Source organism: Bacillus cereus group sp. Bce019 (assembly GCF_051781745.1).
GTDB lineage: Bacteria > Bacillota > Bacilli > Bacillales > Bacillaceae_G > Bacillus_A > Bacillus_A cereus.
The window spans coordinates 581047-601721 of sequence record NZ_JBPWJX010000001.1; the positions used below are offsets into that span (position 1 = coordinate 581047).

Genomic DNA, 20675 nt, shown 5'->3' on the forward strand with positions numbered 1-20675 from the left:
CCTTACTTTTAAAATTTAGGTCACATTCAAGGCTGAAGGCAAAGAAAGTAAAAGTAGACAACGCTTGACAATGAAAATTACGATAGATACAATGAGAATGTATATTTTTTCTTATATACAATATACTCTTCTCAAGAAGAGAAGTAATATTCGGAGTAAGGTTTAAATCTTACCGAAATAATAATATGACATTTTAATTGTGAAATGAAGAAAGTCCCTTAAAAAAGCGGGACGACGGTCTTTGCTGTATGTTGTAATTCAATGTACATGCCGACAGTCTTTTTTCATTCATAGCAAGGGGAGGTGAAATCATGACGAGTACAGTTTGGATACTCATCTCCATTTTGCTTGCAACAGTCGGTGCAGTTGTTGGCTTTTTTGTTCGAAAGTCTATTGCTGAAGCGAAGATTAATGGTGCAGCTAATGAAGCGAGACGTATTTTAGACGAAGCGAATCGTGATGCTGAAGCACTTAAGAAAGAAGCGCTTTTAGAAGCAAAGGATGAAATTCATACACTTCGTACAGAAGCTGAATTAGAAATTCGTGACCGTAGAAGCGAATTACAAAAACAAGAAAATCGTTTAATGCAAAAAGAAGAGAACCTTGATCGTAAAGACGAAACGCTCGATAAACGCGAGCAGCAGTTAGAGAAGAAAGAGGAATCTCTTGTAGCGAGACAACAACAGATTGAAGAGTTGGAAAGCAAAGTGGGAGAGTTAGTTCAAAAGCAACAAACAGAATTAGAGCGCATTTCCAATCTGACACGCGAACAAGCGAAAGCAATTATTCTTGGTAAAGTAGAAAGTGAAGTTTCTCATGAAATCGCTGTTATGGTAAAAGAGAGTGAAGTTCGCGCGAAAGAAGAAGCGGATAAGAAAGCAAAAGAGATTTTATCTCTTGCAATGCAAAGATGTGCAGCTGATCATGTTGCTGAAACAACCGTTTCGGTTGTAAATCTTCCAAATGACGAAATGAAGGGACGTATTATCGGGCGTGAAGGTCGTAATATTCGTACGTTAGAAACGTTAACGGGTATTGACTTAATTATCGATGATACACCAGAGGCAGTAATCCTTTCTGGATTCGACCCAATTCGTCGTGAAACAGCTCGTATCGCTCTTGATAAACTAGTACAGGACGGACGTATTCACCCAGCGCGTATTGAAGAGATGGTCGAAAAATCAAGACGTGAAGTGGACGAGTATATTCGCGAAGTCGGAGAGCAAACAACGTTTGAAGTGGGTGTTCATGGATTACATCCAGATTTAATTAAAATTTTAGGTCGTTTAAAATACCGTACAAGTTATGGTCAAAACGTCTTAAAACACTCTATGGAAGTTGCATATTTAACTGGACTTATGGCGGCAGAGCTTGGCGAGGATGAAAAACTAGCAAGACGTGCAGGTCTATTACATGATATCGGAAAAGCGATTGACCATGAAGTAGAAGGAAGCCACGTTGAAATTGGTGTTGAACTTGCAACGAAATATAAAGAGCATCCTGTAGTTATAAACAGTATCGCATCTCACCATGGTGACACAGAACCAACTTCTATCATTGCAGTTTTAGTTGCAGCAGCAGATGCTTTATCAGCTGCAAGACCGGGAGCTCGTAGTGAAACACTTGAAAACTATATTCGTCGTCTTGAAAAGTTAGAAGAGATTTCAGAGTCTTATGAAGGCGTTGAAAAGTCATTTGCAATTCAAGCAGGACGTGAAGTTCGTATTTTGGTAAAACCAGATACAATCGATGACTTAGAAGCTCATCGTTTAGCTCGTGATATCCGAAAACGTATTGAAAATGAACTGGATTACCCAGGACATATTAAAGTAACTGTTATTCGTGAAACACGTGCAGTGGAATACGCAAAATAAAGTGGTGAAACACCACTTTATTTTTTTGTGTTGGAATTGGATAAAATAAAGACAGTTAGTTATATAGTATAAAAGTGAAACAAACTTATAATAAACATATTATAAGGAATTTACTTGATGCTATAGCAATAAAAAATGCAGTACATAGAAAGGGTAAGACATATGAGAATATTATTTGTTGGGGATGTAGTAGGATCTCCTGGTAGAGGTATGATTCAACAATACGTACCGGCATTAAAGAAAAAATATACACCTACAGTAACAATCATTAATGGAGAAAATGCAGCAGGTGGCCGTGGGATTACAGAAAAAATATATCGAAACTTTTTAGAGTGTGGGGCGCAGGCAGTTACACTTGGAAACCACGCTTGGGATAATCGTGAAGTATTTGAATTCATCGATGATGCAAAATATCTTGCAAGACCAGCTAACTTCCCAGAAGGAACTCCAGGAAAAGGACTTATCTTTGTGAACTGTAATGGAACAGAAGTTGCAGTTATTAACTTACAAGGACGTACTTTCCTTCCTCCAATTGATTGTCCATTCCGTAAAGTGGATGAATTAATTAATATTGCGAAAAAGCGTACGAATATTATATTTGTTGATTTCCATGCGGAGACTACAAGTGAAAAACAAGCGCTAGGTTGGTATGTAGATGGACGTGCTACAGCAGTAGTAGGTACGCATACGCATGTCCCTACAGCGGATAACCGTATTTTACCAAGCGGAACGGCATATATTACAGATGTTGGGATGACAGGGCCGTATGACGGAATATTAGGTATGGACAGAGAAGCAGTATTGAAGAAGTTTTTAACAAACTTACCAGTACGATTTGAAGTAACAAATGGTAGAACGCAATTAAGTGCAGTGTTAATTGATGTGGATCCAAATACAGGAAAAGCAAAGAAAATTGAACGTATTTTAATTAATGACGATCAACCATTTTTTGAGTAAATTTTCGTTAAATTTTAGATGAGTTATTATATTTTAATTTTTTAGAAAAATTACGAAAATTTAGCAGGAATACGCGCCATTCCTCGTGAATATAAGTTAAAGTGAAATAATTGCTAATACTTTTTAAAGAAACGAGGAGGAAACGCGGAATGGAAATATTAAAAGTTAAAGCAACGTCGGTCCCTAATTCTGTAGCTGGTGCACTTGCAGGTGTTATTCGCGAACGCGGAACAGCAGAAATTCAAGCTATTGGTGCAGGTGCATTGAACCAAGCGGTAAAGGCAGTAGCAATCGCAAGAGGATTTGTAGCGCCTAGTGGTTTGGACCTGATTTGTATCCCAGCGTTTACAGATATTATGATTGATGGCGAAGAGCGTACAGCAATAAAATTAATTGTAGAACCTCGTTAAGTTTTAAACAACCTGTTTGCAGTATGCAAACAGGTTGTTTTTATAATGGAGGAATGAAAATGAAAATTTTTGATGCTCATTGTGACGTGCTTCTTCAGTTATGGAGTGCACAAGGGAAAAGGAATTTTAACGATGATTCACAATTACATATTACATTTGAACAGTTGAAGAGAAGAAAAGGAAGTATACAATGTTTTGCTATATATGTACCAGAAACAGTGGCATATGAAAACCGATTTGAAGCAGCATTACAAATGGTAGATATTTTTTATAATGAAATTTTATCCCTACCAGGTGTAAAGTTTATTCAGACAAAAGATGATATTAACATGTTAAAACAGGACGAGGTTGGAGCGATATTAACACTAGAAGGATGCGAAGCAATTGGAAAAGAAGCAATGAAATTAAGGTTGTTGTATCGCCTAGGAGTACGTTCTTTTGGACTAACATGGAATTATGCCAATCTCTTAGCTGATGGTGCGCTAGAGACACGTGGGGCGGGTTTAACGAATTTTGGTAAACAGGTTGTACAAGAACTGAATGCGCTACATGTATGGACTGATGTGTCTCATCTGAATGAAAGAAGTTTTTGGGATGTTATAGAGATTGCAAAAAATCCTATTGCTTCCCACTCAAATTGTATGAAACTTTGCGAGCACCCACGTAATTTAAACGATGAACAACTTAAAGCTCTTATAAAGAAAAATGGCATGATCGGTGTCACTTTTGTACCGCAGTTTCTAACGAATGAAAATGAAGCAAATATAACAGATATAGTAAGACATATCGAATATATTTGTTCATTAGGTGGAGAGTACAATATAGGATTTGGTTCAGATTTTGATGGGATTTTAGAAACAGTTGTAAATGTATCAGTTTATCGAGATTATGAAAATGTAATGAATGAGCTTTGTAAACACTATGCTGCATCTACTGTAGAACGATTTTTATATGATAATTTTGTAGAACATATGAGTTTTTAATTTTTGGTTTAAAATTCAGAAAAATTAAAATTAATTCATTTGATTTTATTGCTTTTTTTAAGACCTAATACTAGAATGAAAAACAAAATAGCTTTATACTAAAGATTCAGGGAAATCAGAAGAGGCATAATTTGCGTCCGTTGTAGTTTATTTGCATAAAAAATGCTAAACTATTACTGTAAAAAAATACACTACAATGAATGCAGCCAAAAGGGGTGTAGGAGATGATTAGTCAACTTTCATGGAAAGTTGGAGGCCAACAAGGTGAAGGAATTGAAAGTACAGGAGAAATCTTCTGTATTGCATTAAACCGATTAGGATATTACCTATACGGTTACCGCCACTTCTCATCACGTATAAAAGGCGGCCATACAAATAATAAAATTCGTGTAAGTACAACAGAAGTACGAGCGATCTCAGATGATTTAGATATTTTAATTGCTTTTGACCAAGAAACAATTGATTTTAATTTCCACGAACTACGTCCAGGTGGAATTGTAGTTGCGGATGCGAAATTTAATCCAACAATACCTGACAATACAGATGTAAATCTATATGTGATACCGTTTACAGATATTGCTTCAGAATTAGGCACATCATTAATGAAAAACATGGTTGCTGTTGGAGCATCAAGTGCAGTATTAGGATTAGATGAAACAGCTTATTTAGATGTTGTTGAAGAAATCTTTGGTCGTAAAGGAGAGCAAGTCGTTCAAAAGAATATGGACGCAATTAAACGTGGCTCTCAATATATGAAAGAATTACTAGGTGAGAAAGTAAACATGATGCAGCTTGAAAAAGCTGATGGTAAAAAACGCATGTTTATGATTGGGAACGATGCAATCGCATTTGGTGCGGTAGCTGGTGGTGCTCGTTTTATGTCAGCATACCCAATCACACCTGCATCAGAAATTATGGAATACTTAATTAAAAAATTACCGAAAGTCGGCGGAACAGTAATCCAAACTGAGGATGAAATCGCAGCTTGTACAATGGCAATCGGTGCAAACTATGCTGGTGTTCGTACATTAACGGCATCTGCTGGTCCAGGTCTTTCATTAATGATGGAAGCAATTGGTTTAGCAGGTATTACAGAAACTCCATTAGTAATTGTTGATACACAACGTGGCGGCCCAAGTACAGGATTACCAACTAAGCAAGAACAGTCTGACTTAATGGCGATGATTTACGGTACGCATGGTGAAATTCCAAAAATCGTAATGGCGCCAAGTACAGTTGAAGAAGCTTTCTATGACATTGTAGAAGCATTTAACTTATCTGAAGAATATCAAGTTCCTGTTATTTTCTTAACAGATTTACAGCTTTCTTTAGGAAAACAAACAGTAGAACCACTTAAATTAGATAAAGTGGAAATTCGTCGTGGTAAGCTTGATTTAGAAGTAGAATTACCAGAACGTGAAAATAAAGCATACTTCAAGCGTTATGAAGTAACAGAAGACGGCGTTTCACCACGTGTTTTACCTGGTATGAAAAATGGTGTTCACCATGTTACAGGTGTAGAACATGATGAAACTGGAAAACCATCGGAATCAGCAATAAACCGTAAAGATCAAATGGACAAACGTTTCCGTAAAATGGAGAACTTGAAGTTTAATACCCCTGTTTATAAAAATGTTAAGCATGAAGAAGCAGACGTATTGCTTGTTGGATTTAACTCAACTCGTGGTGCGATCGAAGAGGCAATGACGCGTTTAGAACAAGAGGGTATGAAAGTAAACCATGCTCATGTGCGTTTAATTCACCCGTTCCCAACAGCTGAAATCGATCCACTTGTAAAAAAGGCGAAGCGTGTTGTAGTAGTAGAAAACAATGCAACGGGTCAGCTTGCTAACATTATGAAAATGAATCTTGGTAATGGTGAGAAAATTTCTAGTCTTTTAAAATATGATGGAAACCCATTCTTGCCGAAAGAGATTTACAACGAATGCAAAAAAGGGGTTGTATTAAATGGCAACATTTAAGGACTTTCGTAACAGTGTAAAGCCAAACTGGTGCCCAGGTTGCGGAGACTTCTCAGTGCAAGCTGCAATTCAACGTGCAGCAGCTAACGTTGGCTTAAATCCAGATGAACTTGCTGTTATTTCTGGTATCGGCTGTTCAGGCCGTATTTCAGGTTATATTAATTCATATGGTGTGCATAGTATTCATGGTCGTGCCCTTCCGATTGCACAAGGTGTGAAAATGGCAAATCGTGATTTAACAGTTATCGCTTCAGGTGGTGACGGTGATGGATTTGCGATTGGTATGGGACATACAATCCATTCTATTCGTCGTAATATCGACATTACTTACATCGTAATGGATAACCAAATTTACGGATTAACAAAAGGGCAAACTTCACCACGTAGTGAAGCTGGATTTAAAACGAAAAGCACACCACAAGGTTCAATTGAACCATCACTAAATGTAATGGAAATGGCTTTAACAGCTGGTGCGACATTTGTGGCGCAAAGCTTTTCGAGTGATTTAAAAGAACTAACACAAATTATTGAAGCTGGTATTAACCATAAAGGATTTTCATTAATTAACGTATTTAGCCCATGTGTTACTTACAATAAAGTAAATACTTACGATTGGTTTAAAGAGAATTTAACGAAACTAAGCACAGTAGAGGGATATGATCCATCTAATCGTATGATGGCTATGCAAACGTTAATGGAAAATAACGGTTTAGTAACAGGGTTAATTTATCAAAATACTAAGCAACCATCATATCAAGAACTTGTTAAAGGCTATAGTGAAGAGCCTTTAGTGAAATCTGATTTAAATATGGATCAGAAAATGTTTGATGAGCTTGTTGCTGAGTTTATGTAATGTAAGAAGAGGAGGTTGCCGATTTGGTAACCTTTTTTTATGTACAAAAATATAGGGTAGTCTTATTTACTTAGAAAATTCAGAATGATAAAATAATATATAAATCGTTGTATGAAAATGGCAAGTTCATTGCTTGTGAAATGTAAGATAATAAAGGGCCTCTTTATTGTTAAAATTGGCGAAATACATCATACTATGGTAATGTTTATAGGGATAAAGCAATATGCTTTTTGGTAGGACAACAAGAAATGATAAAAAGGGAATGTCTATTTGCGTGGGGAAGACTTCATTCTTATGAATGATTAGATTGATTACTCAAGTTTCAAAGGACAAGTTATCTCTCAAGCTATCTAACCATTTTTGAGGTGAGTCTAGGCGCATTAAAATGGACTATAGAGTATGTATAGTTAAGGGTGAAAGGAGATTACCGATGAACGAGCAACAACGATTAGCAAGTCAACAAGCAAATTCCTCTACGAAAAAAGAAGAGAAAGATTATAGTAAATACTTTGAAAGTGTATATCAACCACCTTCCTTAAAGGATGCGAAAAAGCGCGGGAAAGAAGAAGTTAAAATTGAACGGGATTTTGGCTTACCTGAAGAGTTTCGCAATTTTGGTACAGGAAGAAAGTTCTATATTCGTACATATGGTTGTCAAATGAATGAGCATGATACGGAAGTAATGGCAGGCATTTTCACCGCACTTGGATATGAACCAACTTTTTCAACTGAGGATGCAGATGTAGTTTTATTAAACACTTGTGCAATTCGTGAAAATGCTGAAAATAAAGTGTTTGGTGAGCTAGGCCATTTAAAGTCACTCAAACGAAGAAATCCAGACCTTTTAATTGGTGTATGTGGTTGTATGTCTCAAGAGGAATCTGTTGTAAATAAAATTATGCAGAAAAATCAGCATGTAGATATGGTATTTGGAACGCATAATATTCATAGATTACCGTACATTCTAAAAGATGCGATGTTCTCGAAAGAGACGGTAGTTGAAGTATGGTCAAAAGAAGGTGACGTAATTGAAAACCTTCCGAAAGTACGTCGTGGTGATATTAAAGCTTGGGTAAATATTATGTATGGCTGTGATAAGTTCTGTACGTATTGTATTGTACCGTATACACGAGGAAAAGAGCGAAGTAGACGTCCAGAAGATATTATCCAAGAGATTCGTCATTTAGCTGCAAATGGTTATAAAGAAATTACTTTACTTGGACAAAACGTAAATGCATATGGTAAAGACTTTGAAGATATAGAATACGGTCTTGGCGATTTAATGGACGAACTTCGTAAAGTTGATATTGCCCGTATTCGTTTTACAACGAGCCATCCACGTGATTTCGATGATCACTTAATTGAAGTGCTTGGAAAAGGTGGCAACCTAGTAGAACATATTCATTTACCAGTTCAATCTGGAAGTACAGATATGCTGAAAATTATGGCACGTAAATATTCGCGTGAGCATTATTTAGAACTTGTAAGAAAAATTAAAGAAGCAATTCCAGATGCAGTATTAACAACAGATATTATCGTTGGTTTTCCAAATGAAACAGATGAGCAATTTGAAGAAACGATGTCGTTATATCGTGAAGTAGGGTTTGATACTGCCTTTACATTCATTTACTCTCCTCGCGAAGGTACACCAGCTGCAAAAATGAAAGATAATGTACCGATGGAAGTAAAGAAAGAACGTCTTCAACGCTTAAATACACTAGTAAATACGTTGGCAATTGAAAAGAATAGTCGTTACAAAGGTCAAATTGTAGAAGTGTTAGTTGATGGGGAAAGTAAAAATAATCCGGAAGTACTTGCAGGTTATACTCGTACGAATAAACTTGTAAACTTCGTCGCTTCAAAATCTTTAATTGGTCAGCTTGTGAAAGTAAAAATAACGGAAGCAAAAACTTGGTCTCTTAACGGGGAATTAGTTGAAGAGCCGATTGAGGTGAAATAATAGATGAAAGTATATTCGAAAGATGACATTGTTGAACAAGCGAAAGAATTAGCAAAAATGATTTCTGAAACAGAAGAAGTTGATTTTTTTAAGAAAGCAGAGGCGCAAATTCATAAAAATGAAAATGTAAAGCGCGCAATCGATGAAATTAAAGCACTGCAAAAACAAGCAGTAAACTTGCAACATTACGGGAAATGGGAAGCTTTAAAAAAGGTAGAAGCTGAAATTGATGCATTGCAAGATAAGTTAGACAGTATTCCAGTCGTACAACAATTTAAATCTTCACAAACATACGTAAATGACTTATTACAGTTAGTTGCTAGTACAATTTCTAACAACGTAACAGATGAAATATTAATTTCAACTGGTGGCGATGTACTAAAGGGTGAAACTGGCGCAGCGGTAGAAAGTAAAAAAGGAAATTGTGGTTGTTAAAGAGATGTCATATTGACATCTCTTTTTTTTGTGGATTAAACGTAAGTTCTTCTCAAAAAAAGAATGACACATTCCGCTATTGTCACGCATATGATTAAGTGAATAGTGATTGAGGAGGGTTACGAATGTCCGAATTTAGAGAGATTATTACAAAAGCAGTGGTTGGAAAAGGACGTAAGTATACAAAGTCAACGCATACATGTGAATCGAATAATGAGCCAACAAGTATTTTAGGGTGCTGGGTAATTAACCACTCGTACGAAGCAAGAAAGAATGGAAAGCATGTGGAAATTGAAGGTTTCTATGATGTGAACACTTGGTATTCATTTGATGGAAATACAAAGACTGAAGTTGTAACAGAACGTGTGAACTACACGGACGAAGTAAGTATTGGTTATCGTGATAAAAACTTTTCTGGTGACGATTTAGAAATTATTGCTCGTGTTATTCAGCCGCCAAATTGTTTAGAAGCGCTTGTATCACCAAATGGTAATAAAATTGTTGTAACTGTAGAACGTGAATTTGTAACAGAAGTAGTTGGAGAAACGAAAATTTGTGTAAGTGTAAATCCTGAAGGCTGCGTAGAATCAGATGATGATTTCCAAATTGCTGATGATGAATTTGAAGAATTAGATCCGAACTTTATCGTTGATGCAGAAGAAGAGTAATAGAAAGCTAGGGAGAAGTTCTTCCTAGCTTTTTACTTTACATAAGTGGCGCTGAATGAACATGATTCTTTATGAAATATGTTATAATGAAGAAAGACTCCTGAAATAGGAGATAAGAGTGTCCGTGAAATGCGACATATATGAAAATAGATTATCATGTAAGAATTATGGAGGAAAAGTATGACTCAATATACGCCTATGATACAGCAATATTTAAAGGTTAAGGCAGATTATCAAGATGCCTTTTTATTTTTTCGCTTAGGCGATTTTTATGAAATGTTCTTTGAGGATGCTGTAAAAGCAGCTCATGAACTTGAAATTACATTAACGAGCCGAGATGGCGGTAGTAGTGAACGTATACCAATGTGCGGTGTACCGTATCATGCGGCTAAAAACTATATTGAACAACTTGTTGAAAAAGGATATAAAGTAGCAGTCTGTGAGCAAGTAGAAGATCCGAAAACAGCTAAAGGTGTAGTACGTCGTGAAGTAGTACAATTAATTACGCCAGGAACGATGATGGAAGGGCGTACAATTGATGAGAAAGAAAACAACTTCTTAGCCGCATTAACACATTTTGAAGATGGATCATATGCATTAGCTTGTAACGACTTAACGACTGGACAAAATACAGTAACGTTATTGACTGGTTCAGTAGAAGATATTTTATTAGAAGTGTATGCAACTGGTTCGAAAGAAATTGTTGTTGATTCTTCATTTTCTAAAGATGAACTAAACAAGTTAACTGAAACATTGAAAATGACGATTTCATATGAAGATGCAACGGTAATTCCAGAAGGGTTAGAACATCTTGTGAAAAATGTTTCACAAGCAAAATTAATTAAAGCAGTTGGACGCTTATTTAACTATGTAATAAGAACGCAAAAGCGTTCGTTAGATCATTTGCAACCAGTAGAAATTTATTATACGAATCAATTTATGAAAATTGATGTACATTCAAAGCGAAATTTAGAACTGACAGAAACACTTCGAACGAAGGAAAAAACAGGATCACTATTATGGTTATTGGATAAGACGAAAACAGCTATGGGTGGTCGTATGTTAAAACAGTGGATGGAACGTCCACTTATACAGAAAGAAAGAATTGAAGAGCGTTTAGAAATGGTTGAAACGTTTGTAAATGATTACTTCTTACGTGAAGATTTAAAAGAAAAGTTAAAAGAAGTATATGATTTAGAACGTTTAGCAGGAAAAGTTGCATTTGGTAACGTAAATGCAAGAGACTTATTACAATTAAGACGTTCATTACTTCAAGTACCAGCTATTTTAGAAGCAATTAGTTTGTTAGATAACGCTTATGCATCGAGATTAATTCAAGGTGCAGATCCATGTGAAAGCTTAACAGAATTACTAGGAAGAAGTATTCAAGAAAATCCACCGCTTTCGATTAAAGATGGAGATATAATTAAAGACGGTTATAATGACAAGCTTGATCAATATCGTTACGTTAGTAAAAACGGGAAAACGTGGATTGCTGAGCTTGAAAAAAGAGAACGTGATATTACTGGAATTAAATCGTTAAAAATTGGATACAACCGTATTTTCGGTTACTACATTGAAGTAACGAAAGCGAATCTTGCAGCACTTCCAGAAGGTCGCTATGAGCGTAAACAGACGCTTGCTAATGCTGAACGTTTCATTACAGATGAACTGAAAGAAAAAGAAACGTTAATCTTAGAAGCTGAAGAAAAAATTGTACAGCTAGAATACGATTTATTTACAGCACTTCGTGAAGAAGTAAAAGTATTTATTCCGAAATTACAACATTTAGCGAAAGTAATTAGTGAATTAGACGTACTGCAAAGTTTTGCGACAGTTAGTGAAGAAGAACAGTTTGTAAAACCTGTACTGACAACGAAGCGCGAAATCTTTATTAAAGATGGTCGTCATCCTGTCGTTGAAAAAGTATTGAACGGGAAATTGTATGTACCGAATGATTGTATTATGCCAGAGAATATGGATGTCTTTTTAATTACAGGGCCGAACATGTCTGGTAAAAGTACGTATATGAGACAATTAGCACTTGTAACGGTTATGTCGCAAATCGGTTGTTTCGTACCAGCAACAGAAGCAGTATTACCTGTATTTGATCAAATCTTTACGAGAATTGGTGCAGCGGATGATTTAATATCAGGTCAAAGTACATTTATGGTCGAGATGTTAGAAGCGAAAAATGCAATTGCAAACGCATCAGAAAGAAGTTTAATTTTATTCGATGAAATTGGACGCGGTACATCTACCTATGATGGTATGGCACTTGCACAAGCAATTATTGAACATATTCATGACCAAATTGGTGCAAAAACGTTATTCTCTACGCATTATCACGAATTAACGGTGTTAGAAGAGAGTTTAGATCAACTGAAAAATGTACACGTTTCAGCAATTGAAGAGAATGGAAAAGTAGTATTCCTTCATAAAATTCAAGACGGGGCAGCAGATAAAAGTTACGGAATTCACGTTGCGCAACTTGCAGAGCTTCCAGATAGCTTAATCGCCCGCGCGAAAGAAGTGTTAGCACAGCTAGAAGGACAGGAAGAAATTATTATTCCAAAACGAGTAGAAGTGAAAGTACAAGAAGCTGCTCCAGAACCTGTAGTTGTAAAAGAGGAAATAGCAGAAATACAGGAAACGAAAGTAGAGACTGAAGAAGAATCGCAACTATCTTTCTTTGGAGGAGAACAGTCTTCGAAGAAACAAGAAAAACCTCTGCTAGATCAAAAAGAAACGGCAGTACTCGCACAAATTAAAAAAATCGATTTACTTGATATGACACCTTTAGAAGCGATGAACGAATTGTATCGCTTACAGAAAAAGTTAAAGAAAGGATGAGTAAGTAGATGGGGAAAATTCGCAAACTCGATGACCAACTCTCTAACTTAATTGCGGCAGGGGAAGTAGTAGAGCGCCCTGCTTCAGTCGTAAAAGAACTTGTGGAAAATTCTATCGATGCGAATAGTACATCTATTGAAATCCACTTAGAAGAAGCTGGGTTATCGAAAATTCGTATCATTGATAACGGTGATGGTATTGCAGAAGAAGACTGTATCGTCGCTTTTGAACGCCATGCGACGAGTAAAATTAAAGATGAAAACGATCTGTTTCGCATAAGAACACTCGGTTTCCGCGGTGAGGCATTGCCGAGTATTGCCTCTGTTAGTGAATTAGAATTAATTACTAGCACAGGTGATGCGCCTGGTACACACCTCATAATTAAAGGTGGAGACATTATAAAACAAGAGAAAACTGCGAGCCGAAAAGGAACAGATATTACAGTACAAAACTTATTCTTTAATACACCAGCGCGTCTTAAATATATGAAAACCATTCATACGGAGCTCGGGAATATTACAGATATCGTGTATCGTATTGCAATGTCACATCCAGAAGTATCGTTAAAACTGTTTCATAATGAAAAGAAATTGCTTCATACATCAGGTAACGGTGATGTAAGACAAGTACTTGCATCGATTTACAGTATTCAAGTTGCGAAGAAGCTTGTTCCAATTGAAGCTGAATCTTTAGACTTTACAATTAAAGGCTATGTAACATTACCAGAAGTAACGAGAGCATCTCGTAATTATATGTCAACGATCGTAAATGGTCGTTACGTTCGAAACTTTGTACTAATGAAAGCAATTCAGCAAGGATACCATACATTACTGCCAGTTGGCCGGTATCCAATTGGCTTCTTATCGATTGAAATGGATCCAATGCTAGTTGACGTTAACGTACATCCAGCGAAGTTAGAGGTTCGTTTTAGTAAAGAACAAGAATTGCTAAAGCTGATCGAAGAAACATTGCAAGCTGCATTTAAAAAAATACAGCTCATTCCAGATGCAGGCGTAACAACGAAGAAAAAAGAAAAAGACGAAAGTGTGCAAGAACAGTTCCAGTTTGAGCATGCGAAGCCGAAAGAACCATCTATGCCGGACATTGTTTTACCAACTGGCATGGATGCAAAACAAGAAGAACCGCAGGCTGTGAAACAGCCACCACAACTGTGGCAACCGCCGAAACAAGAATGGCAACCACCACAGTCGCTCATAAGAGAAGAACAAAGTTGGCAACCATCCACTAAACCGATAATCGAAGAACCAATTCAAGAAGAGAAATCGTGGGACAGTAATGAAGAGGATTTTGAACTAGAGGAATTAGAAGAAGAAGTTCGGGAAATAAAAGAGATTGAAATGAACGGGAATGACTTACCACCGCTTTATCCAATTGGACAAATGCATGGAACATATATTTTCGCTCAAAATGATAAAGGCTTATATATGATTGACCAGCATGCCGCGCAGGAACGTATTAATTATGAATACTTCCGTGATAAAGTAGGAAGGGTAGCGCAAGAAGTACAAGAGTTACTTGTACCGTACCGTATTGATCTATCTCTTACTGAATTTTTACGTGTCGAAGAACAGTTAGAAGAACTAAAAAAAGTTGGGCTATTTTTAGAACAATTCGGCCATCAATCCTTTATCGTCCGCTCGCATCCAACATGGTTCCCGAAAGGACAAGAAACAGAAATTATCGATGAAATGATGGAGCAAGTTGTCAAACTAAAAAAAGTGGATATTAAAAAGTTACGTGAAGAAGCAGCCATCATGATGAGCTGTAAAGCATCCATTAAAGCGAATCAATATTTAACGAACGATCAAATATTTGCCTTACTGGAAGAATTACGTACAACAACAAACCCATACACATGCCCACACGGAAGACCGATTCTTGTGCATCATTCTACTTATGAGTTGGAGAAGATGTTTAAGAGGGTTATGTAGAGTGAATAAATTATATTTCAAAAGGGAGCAACATTTACTGTTGCTCCCTTTTCATATGTAGATTTAATAGTTAAACGAGAATATGGTGGAGTAATTTTACAGTTTATTTCTTGGTTGTGTTAGCTTAAATTTATCTATGTATAAAAAAGCGCTGTATACAGCACTTTTTAAAATGTGCATGAATTGTATCATTACTAACTAAATAACTATGCATGGTTGAATGTTGCTTCTTATTTGGCTAATTGTTATAAAGGTCTATACAATTACTTATTTTTATTATTATTAATTTTTTCAGTGTATAGAACTTGCTCTTTATAGTGCTTCTTAATTGGGAAGTTATGTGTACCTGTGCCGTTCTTGAATTTTTTATCAATGGGGTTCTTTAGAGGAACTGTTGTAGTTTCAGTAAATTCATATGGGTAATTTATTTTAGATTTATCTTCAAACATGAAAATGCCTCCTTTTAGGATCTCCTAAATTCTTTACTATAACATGATATGCATATAGATATTTTTTGGACTAGTTATTTATATAGGTTAATGGAATTTAATTACATAACTACTGAAACATTTTAAAGGAAAACAATTTGAGAAAGAAATGGTATGAATAGCTGTTGGCTCCTATTGTTGTTTTTTTGTTTGACAGCACAGTGAATTATGTATATAAATTCAATATAGATTGTTTTTATAATATGGTTTATATGGGGTTTTCCTGATAATATAATGTGGAATATTATAGTGTTATTAGGTTATTAGGAACATTTAATGCTGTTTCATAACTGAAAGGGAATTGAAAAAAAACTGAAACTTTTCTCATAAAAATTCAATCTAACTTGAAAAATGAAAGGAAAATGAAATTTTCCAAAAGATATTCTTTGTTAAGATAAAAAGCATACATACAAAAAGTATTGACATATCTTAAAAATGTATTTTCAAGATATAGTGGGGGAAAAGATGAGATTAGAAAAACAATTAATAAAAAAGATGTATTATGAAACATTCCTAATGGAGAATGAAACAAAACCAACTCTTGACGTACTTGGACAAGCTTATGTAAACGAAGAAAAAAATGAGATTTCTGATGGGTCTTATATTCGTTTTGCACAAGGTGAATTTTATTATCGTCATCAAGATTTTGAAGCAGCTATTTTTAAATGGGAGAAGGTTAGTAATGAATTAGTACCATGGGCACAAAAAAATATTGCGGATGCTTATTTTGAACTTAATCAGTTATCATTTGCTGAAAATATTTATACTTCTATTACTACTGATAATAAAATATTGATGACCGAAATTAGACTACAATTACTTTCTCTTTACATTGAGCAAAATAATTTTGACTCAGCTTTCGGTGTTATTAAAGAAGCAGTTTCTTTAAATCCTGATTATCCGAACGTAACAAAAATTGCCCGTTCCTTTTATGAGGAACAGCAAGATTTTGATAGTGCAGTAGAGCTTGCTGTGAATGAGTTAATTCGAATAGAATCGTATCCGTGGTTTGAGGTGTTAAAAGGATATATCGATAAAGGGTTTACTAAACATATTTCACCAGACTATTTTTATGATGCATTAGCTACATTAAATAATGTAGATCAAGTACAATTTACACAAATGGTTTCATCACTTTGGAACAGTTATAAAGATGAACCAAATTATTTATTATGGCTTAATACAATAAATGAATTTTTCTTACATATTGAAATACAATCGTCTGATATATGGAACAAAGTTTCTGCTCTTTACGAAGAAACGTACTTTGCATTAATTCAAGGTCAATATACGCTTAGACAATTAAACGATATTATACCAAATCTGTTAGCAAATTGGTTAAAGGTGGTCAATCCATCTTATGCTGTATTTCCATCTGCAGCTGTATTGGCATGGGATGAGATTTTCCCTTCCAAAATAGATTCAGCAAATATAGAACATGCGGAAAACTTACTGTCACATTCTATTAATCATGTAAATGGCTTAGAGTACAGCTTACACCTTTTTGAATCTATTACACAGTGGGCAAAAAAGCAGAATATAGAAATAGGTCACCGATTTAAATGGTTAGTTGACGAGCTCGCAGATTTAAGAACAAATCGTATTTTAGTAACAGGAACTTCAGGGAACGGAAAAACTACATTTATTAACTCTATATTAGGAGAAAATATATTAGAAAAATCAATTTCAAATGTAGTAGTTTTAAAAAATGATGCTCATATAGAAATAAATGCTATAACAGACTCAGCGATTACAACAACGGAAGATGTCTCTGATTACTATAATATGATGTCTCAGCACCATCAAACATATAGAGATAGAGCATGTATTGAATTTAAATTACCATGCAGATTTTTAAATGAAAATAAACTTACATTTGTAGTGACACCTGGCTTTAATAGGAATAACGACACTAGAGATGAGATATTTGAATATTTGAATTCTGTAGACGAATTACTATTCGTATTGAATGCGGATTCACCTTTTACTGATAAAGAACGTGACATTCTATTAAGTATTCAAGAACATACGCCAAATTTACAAATTCATTTCTTATTAAATAAAATCGATAACATTTACAGTGAAGCAGAAGTGAAAAGGGTATTACATGATACGGCAACGAGAATAAACACATATTTCCCGCATGCGAGAATTTTCCCTTATTCCTCGTTATATACAAGTAGTCAACAATTAAATGATTTAACTGAGTTTATTCATTTTAACTTTAATCATAAAAATATCGATGTAGAACGTACTGAAAAGTTATTATTTTTCATTCGAAAAACAATTACATATCTTTTGGATAAACGTGTTGAGAAAGAAAATAATCTAGTGGATGCTATTAATTGGAATGAAGATATGCTAGTGAAACTAAACGGTAGCATTAATAACCTTACTACATTTGAGAGGGAAAAAATTCATTTCATTACACAATCATATCGTTCAATGAAGACTGAAATTACAAATGATCTTACTGAAAATATTCCGAAGATATTAAAGAGCTGTTCTAATTTAATTAGTGAAGAAAGTGATTTCGGGCACATGGATACGGAACTAAATAAAGCAATGAATGAAAGAGTGCATAAATATTTAGAACAAACTGTGTTACCTAATCTGGCTCTTTCTATGCAAAATTGGATTGCAACTTCTAATAATGAGCTTCTTCAAAGTCAAACGTATTTAGAAGAACTTAGTGAAGGGCTTAATTCACTATTTGGAGAAAATAGAATACAGTTAGAATGTGACTTTAAAGTGCTTGATGACTGGCGCAGAGATACTGACAGGATGACGACTAGAATACAAATGGATGAAGTAAATATTTTACGTCGATTTACGCCAGCACAATTTTTACTGAAAAGTGCCGGTAAATTATTTGGAGTTCTTCCTAAAAATAAATCTATGCTATATAACAAATACAAACAGTATGTAGAAAATGAAGATTATACTGAAGTAACGGCTTCTATTATGAAGAAATTTTTCTTGCAATTTGAGCTGTTTGAAAACACACAAGAGCGAGATATTAATATATTCTTTAGGAATCCATTTAACTCCTTAAAGCAAGCTGTAGAAAACACGCATTTAGAAATACAAGAAAAACAAGAGATATTACATAAGATGAAATCAAATCCTGAAATCTATCACGATTCTATCATGCTCTTTGAATTGAGATTGCGTCAATGTGAAGTGATTTTAAATATAGGTGATGATAATACTTTTGCGGATGTAGCTTTAGAAACAAGCGTAGAATAAAAGTAAAAGGGAGCAACTGTAATAAGTTGCTCCTTTTTCATATATAGATTATTTTTCTGTTTCTTTAATTTTAGTTTGTACTTCGCCAGTTTTAATTTTATTGCTTTCTGAGAAGCGTAATAAATCGCCTTCAATAATTTTGTCAGACATTCGTAATTCATTTTGGGCACGTTTAATGAGGGCTTGAGCTTCTTTTTTTGGTAAATCTACAATTTCACCTGTTATACGGTCGTAGAAAGTGTTGTTTTTGTATGCATACTTATCTGTAACGAAGCTACCATCACGTAAAACAACAAAGCCAGTATATTCATCTGAAAACATATCATGGCCAAAACGAATATCATTCGTAGAATCAACACCTAATAAATTTAGAATAGTAGGTTTCATATCGATTTGTCCAGTAGGCTTTGAAATAGTTTGACCTTCTGTTTGTCCAGGAATATGAATATATAAAGGTGTACGTTGTAAATTTAAAGTATCAAATTCTGTTATTTGATCTTTTTCTAAAAACTGTGCCATTGCACGATTATGTTTTTCGGAAATACCATAATGATCACCGTATAACACAATAATAGAATCATCGTAAAGCCCCTCGGCCTTTAGACGTTCAATAAATTTTTTAATGGATTCGTCTAAGTAACGTGCTGTTACGATGTAACGATCAAATACGCCATTACCAGAGTTGTATGGTTCAATGAATTTTGTATCTTCATCATACGTAAATGGATAATGGTTTGTTAAAGTAAGGAAACGAGCATAGAATGGTTGATTAACAGTTTTTAATATATCTACTGATTGATCAAAGTATTCGATATCTTTTAATCCCCAATTTAAATTTGTTTCTGGTGTAATTTTGTAATCAAGCTCATTATAGTAACGATCATAACCAAGAGCAGAGTACATGATATTACGATTCCAAAATGTTGCGTTATTCGCATGAAATACAGAAGTGAAATAACCTTGCTGACGTAAAATTTCTGGAGTTGCAGTATAATCATTGTTACCGTGTGTAAAGAATACAGCTCCTCGATTTAATGGATACAACGACGTATCGATTAGAAATTCAGAATCAGATGTTTTCCCTTGACCAGTTTGATGGAAAAAGTTATCAAAGTAATAACTTTCATTTATGAATTCATTTAGGAATGGTGTAACTTCTTGCCCGTTCACTGATGCGCCTATTAAGAAGGTCTGCAAGGATTCAAGAGTGACGACAATTACGTTTTTTCCTTTCGCTGCACCAAACATATTAGGGTTTGGCTCGCTTTGATTTGCTTTTACGTAGTTTTCAGTTTCTTGTAATTTACTACTATCAGCAAGTGCTTTTTGTGACCCAGCTTTTACTTGCAGTGTTAAGTCATATACTTGGTGAGTATATAAGCCTAAATTTTTGACAAGCATGACTCGGTCGAATGATCTTGTTAATAATTCAGGGCGCTCTTTTTCTGCAAGATGTAGATTCGCAAAGAATACACCAATCGTTAAAAGAAAGTATAACAAGCGCGTAGAATGAGTTACACGTTCTGTTTTAAAGACCAATGATTTCTTTTTTAATAAAATAAAGAAGAAAACAATGTCTACGAATGCGAGTATAATTTTGTAGTTTAATATTTCTATAATACTGCCGCCTAATTGGCCGAAGTTTGAGGTTTGTCCAAGTACTGGTAATGTAACGAAATCACTATAAAAATCATAGAACATTACATTTCCAACAAGCACGATTGTTAATAAGAAATTAATACAGAGCGCTATATAATTTCGCTTTTCACCAGTTGCAAATAATGCTAATCCAACAAATGCTAATGATGCGGCTAGAGGGCTAATAAACAAAATGAGCTCTTGCGTTGAAGACTCGATTTTTAAATCAAAACTGAATCGCGTAATAAGATATGTTTTTAACCATACCGCTAAAGCCATTATTATAACAAAACTTATATTTTGCATTTGTAAATTTATTTTGTTCTTCATTTTTACACCTTCTTTATATAATTTATTTAACTAAAGTTATATA

General features: G+C 34.9%; 14 protein-coding genes. 12 read left to right on the forward strand and 2 right to left on the reverse strand.

What is annotated here, in order from left to right; translation table 11 throughout:
- The first annotated feature begins 311 nt into the window (after positions 1 to 311).
- The 11 genes from rny (at position 312) to mutL (ending at position 14927) form a co-directional block, all read left to right on the forward strand.
- Positions 312 to 1874, forward strand: a complete 1563-nt coding sequence (rny, locus tag ACS2QP_RS03140; RefSeq protein ID WP_000204911.1) for a ribonuclease Y — start codon at positions 312 to 314, stop codon at positions 1872 to 1874.
- Positions 1875 to 2036: 162 nt separating this feature from the next.
- Positions 2037 to 2831, forward strand: a complete 795-nt coding sequence (locus ACS2QP_RS03145) for a TIGR00282 family metallophosphoesterase (RefSeq protein WP_001221095.1) — start codon at positions 2037 to 2039, stop codon at positions 2829 to 2831.
- A 149-nt stretch (positions 2832 to 2980) separates the two neighbouring features.
- Complete coding sequence (gene spoVS, locus ACS2QP_RS03150) at positions 2981 to 3241, forward strand: stage V sporulation protein SpoVS (RefSeq protein ID WP_000404341.1); 261 nt, start codon at positions 2981 to 2983, stop codon at positions 3239 to 3241.
- 59 nt (positions 3242 to 3300) lie between these two features.
- A complete protein-coding gene (locus tag ACS2QP_RS03155; RefSeq protein ID WP_000688045.1) occupies positions 3301 to 4224 on the forward strand; it encodes a dipeptidase in 924 nt (307 codons plus the stop codon).
- Positions 4225 to 4448: 224 nt separating this feature from the next.
- Positions 4449 to 6206 (forward strand): 2-oxoacid:acceptor oxidoreductase subunit alpha, encoded by a 1758-nt coding sequence (locus ACS2QP_RS03160; RefSeq protein ID WP_000625418.1) that lies wholly within the window; start codon positions 4449 to 4451, stop codon positions 6204 to 6206.
- Positions 6193 to 7059: a 2-oxoacid:ferredoxin oxidoreductase subunit beta gene (locus ACS2QP_RS03165; RefSeq protein WP_000190155.1), complete on the forward strand. Its 867-nt coding sequence runs from the start codon at positions 6193 to 6195 to the stop codon at positions 7057 to 7059. The genes ACS2QP_RS03160 and ACS2QP_RS03165 overlap by 14 nt, the downstream gene beginning before the upstream one ends.
- A 430-nt stretch (positions 7060 to 7489) precedes the next feature.
- Entirely contained in the window at positions 7490 to 9019 is a 1530-nt protein-coding gene (miaB, locus tag ACS2QP_RS03170; protein WP_001005386.1) for a tRNA (N6-isopentenyl adenosine(37)-C2)-methylthiotransferase MiaB, read from the forward strand.
- Between the two features lie 3 nt (positions 9020 to 9022).
- Complete coding sequence (locus ACS2QP_RS03175) at positions 9023 to 9454, forward strand: RicAFT regulatory complex protein RicA family protein (protein WP_000870461.1); 432 nt, start codon at positions 9023 to 9025, stop codon at positions 9452 to 9454.
- A gap of 125 nt (positions 9455 to 9579) precedes the next feature.
- The gene (cotE, locus tag ACS2QP_RS03180) at positions 9580 to 10122 is read left to right on the forward strand and encodes an outer spore coat protein CotE (RefSeq protein ID WP_001288799.1); all 543 of its coding nucleotides are present in this window, start codon (positions 9580 to 9582) and stop codon (positions 10120 to 10122) included.
- Between the two features lie 180 nt (positions 10123 to 10302).
- On the forward strand, positions 10303 to 12975 hold the full coding sequence (mutS, locus tag ACS2QP_RS03185) for a DNA mismatch repair protein MutS (protein ID WP_153580556.1): 2673 nt from the start codon (positions 10303 to 10305) through the stop codon (positions 12973 to 12975).
- A gap of 8 nt (positions 12976 to 12983) precedes the next feature.
- Positions 12984 to 14927, forward strand: a complete 1944-nt coding sequence (gene mutL, locus ACS2QP_RS03190) for a DNA mismatch repair endonuclease MutL (protein ID WP_000516465.1) — start codon at positions 12984 to 12986, stop codon at positions 14925 to 14927.
- Positions 14928 to 15190: 263 nt separating this feature from the next.
- On the opposite strand, the gene ACS2QP_RS03195 is transcribed toward mutL, so the two are convergent.
- A complete protein-coding gene (locus ACS2QP_RS03195) occupies positions 15191 to 15376 on the reverse strand; it encodes a hypothetical protein (protein ID WP_000461138.1) in 186 nt (61 codons plus the stop codon).
- Between the two features lie 504 nt (positions 15377 to 15880).
- Between ACS2QP_RS03195 and ACS2QP_RS03200 the strand changes: the two genes are divergently transcribed.
- Complete coding sequence (locus ACS2QP_RS03200; RefSeq protein WP_438882124.1) at positions 15881 to 18664, forward strand: dynamin family protein; 2784 nt, start codon at positions 15881 to 15883, stop codon at positions 18662 to 18664.
- Positions 18665 to 18712: 48 nt separating this feature from the next.
- On the opposite strand, the gene ACS2QP_RS03205 is transcribed toward ACS2QP_RS03200, so the two are convergent.
- Positions 18713 to 20632 (reverse strand): LTA synthase family protein, encoded by a 1920-nt coding sequence (locus ACS2QP_RS03205; RefSeq protein ID WP_000791027.1) that lies wholly within the window; start codon positions 20630 to 20632, stop codon positions 18713 to 18715.
- Positions 20633 to 20675 lie beyond the last annotated feature (43 nt).

Excerpts from the sequence above, each read along its gene's own strand:
- rny (WP_000204911.1), top strand. The coding sequence starts at position 312 with ATGACGAGTACAGTTTGGATACTCATCTCCATTTTGCTTGCAACAGTC.
- ACS2QP_RS03145 (WP_001221095.1), top strand. The coding sequence starts at position 2,037 with ATGAGAATATTATTTGTTGGGGATGTAGTAGGATCTCCTGGTAGAGGT.
- spoVS (WP_000404341.1), top strand. The coding sequence starts at position 2,981 with ATGGAAATATTAAAAGTTAAAGCAACGTCGGTCCCTAATTCTGTAGCT.
- ACS2QP_RS03155 (WP_000688045.1), top strand. The coding sequence starts at position 3,301 with ATGAAAATTTTTGATGCTCATTGTGACGTGCTTCTTCAGTTATGGAGT.
- ACS2QP_RS03160 (WP_000625418.1), top strand. The coding sequence starts at position 4,449 with ATGATTAGTCAACTTTCATGGAAAGTTGGAGGCCAACAAGGTGAAGGA.
- ACS2QP_RS03165 (WP_000190155.1), top strand. The coding sequence starts at position 6,193 with ATGGCAACATTTAAGGACTTTCGTAACAGTGTAAAGCCAAACTGGTGC.
- miaB (WP_001005386.1), top strand. The coding sequence starts at position 7,490 with ATGAACGAGCAACAACGATTAGCAAGTCAACAAGCAAATTCCTCTACG.
- ACS2QP_RS03175 (WP_000870461.1), top strand. The coding sequence starts at position 9,023 with ATGAAAGTATATTCGAAAGATGACATTGTTGAACAAGCGAAAGAATTA.
- cotE (WP_001288799.1), top strand. The coding sequence starts at position 9,580 with ATGTCCGAATTTAGAGAGATTATTACAAAAGCAGTGGTTGGAAAAGGA.
- mutS (WP_153580556.1), top strand. The coding sequence starts at position 10,303 with ATGACTCAATATACGCCTATGATACAGCAATATTTAAAGGTTAAGGCA.
- mutL (WP_000516465.1), top strand. The coding sequence starts at position 12,984 with ATGGGGAAAATTCGCAAACTCGATGACCAACTCTCTAACTTAATTGCG.
- ACS2QP_RS03195 (WP_000461138.1), bottom strand. The coding sequence starts at position 15,376 with ATGTTTGAAGATAAATCTAAAATAAATTACCCATATGAATTTACTGAA.
- ACS2QP_RS03200 (WP_438882124.1), top strand. The coding sequence starts at position 15,881 with ATGAGATTAGAAAAACAATTAATAAAAAAGATGTATTATGAAACATTC.
- ACS2QP_RS03205 (WP_000791027.1), bottom strand. The coding sequence starts at position 20,632 with ATGAAGAACAAAATAAATTTACAAATGCAAAATATAAGTTTTGTTATA.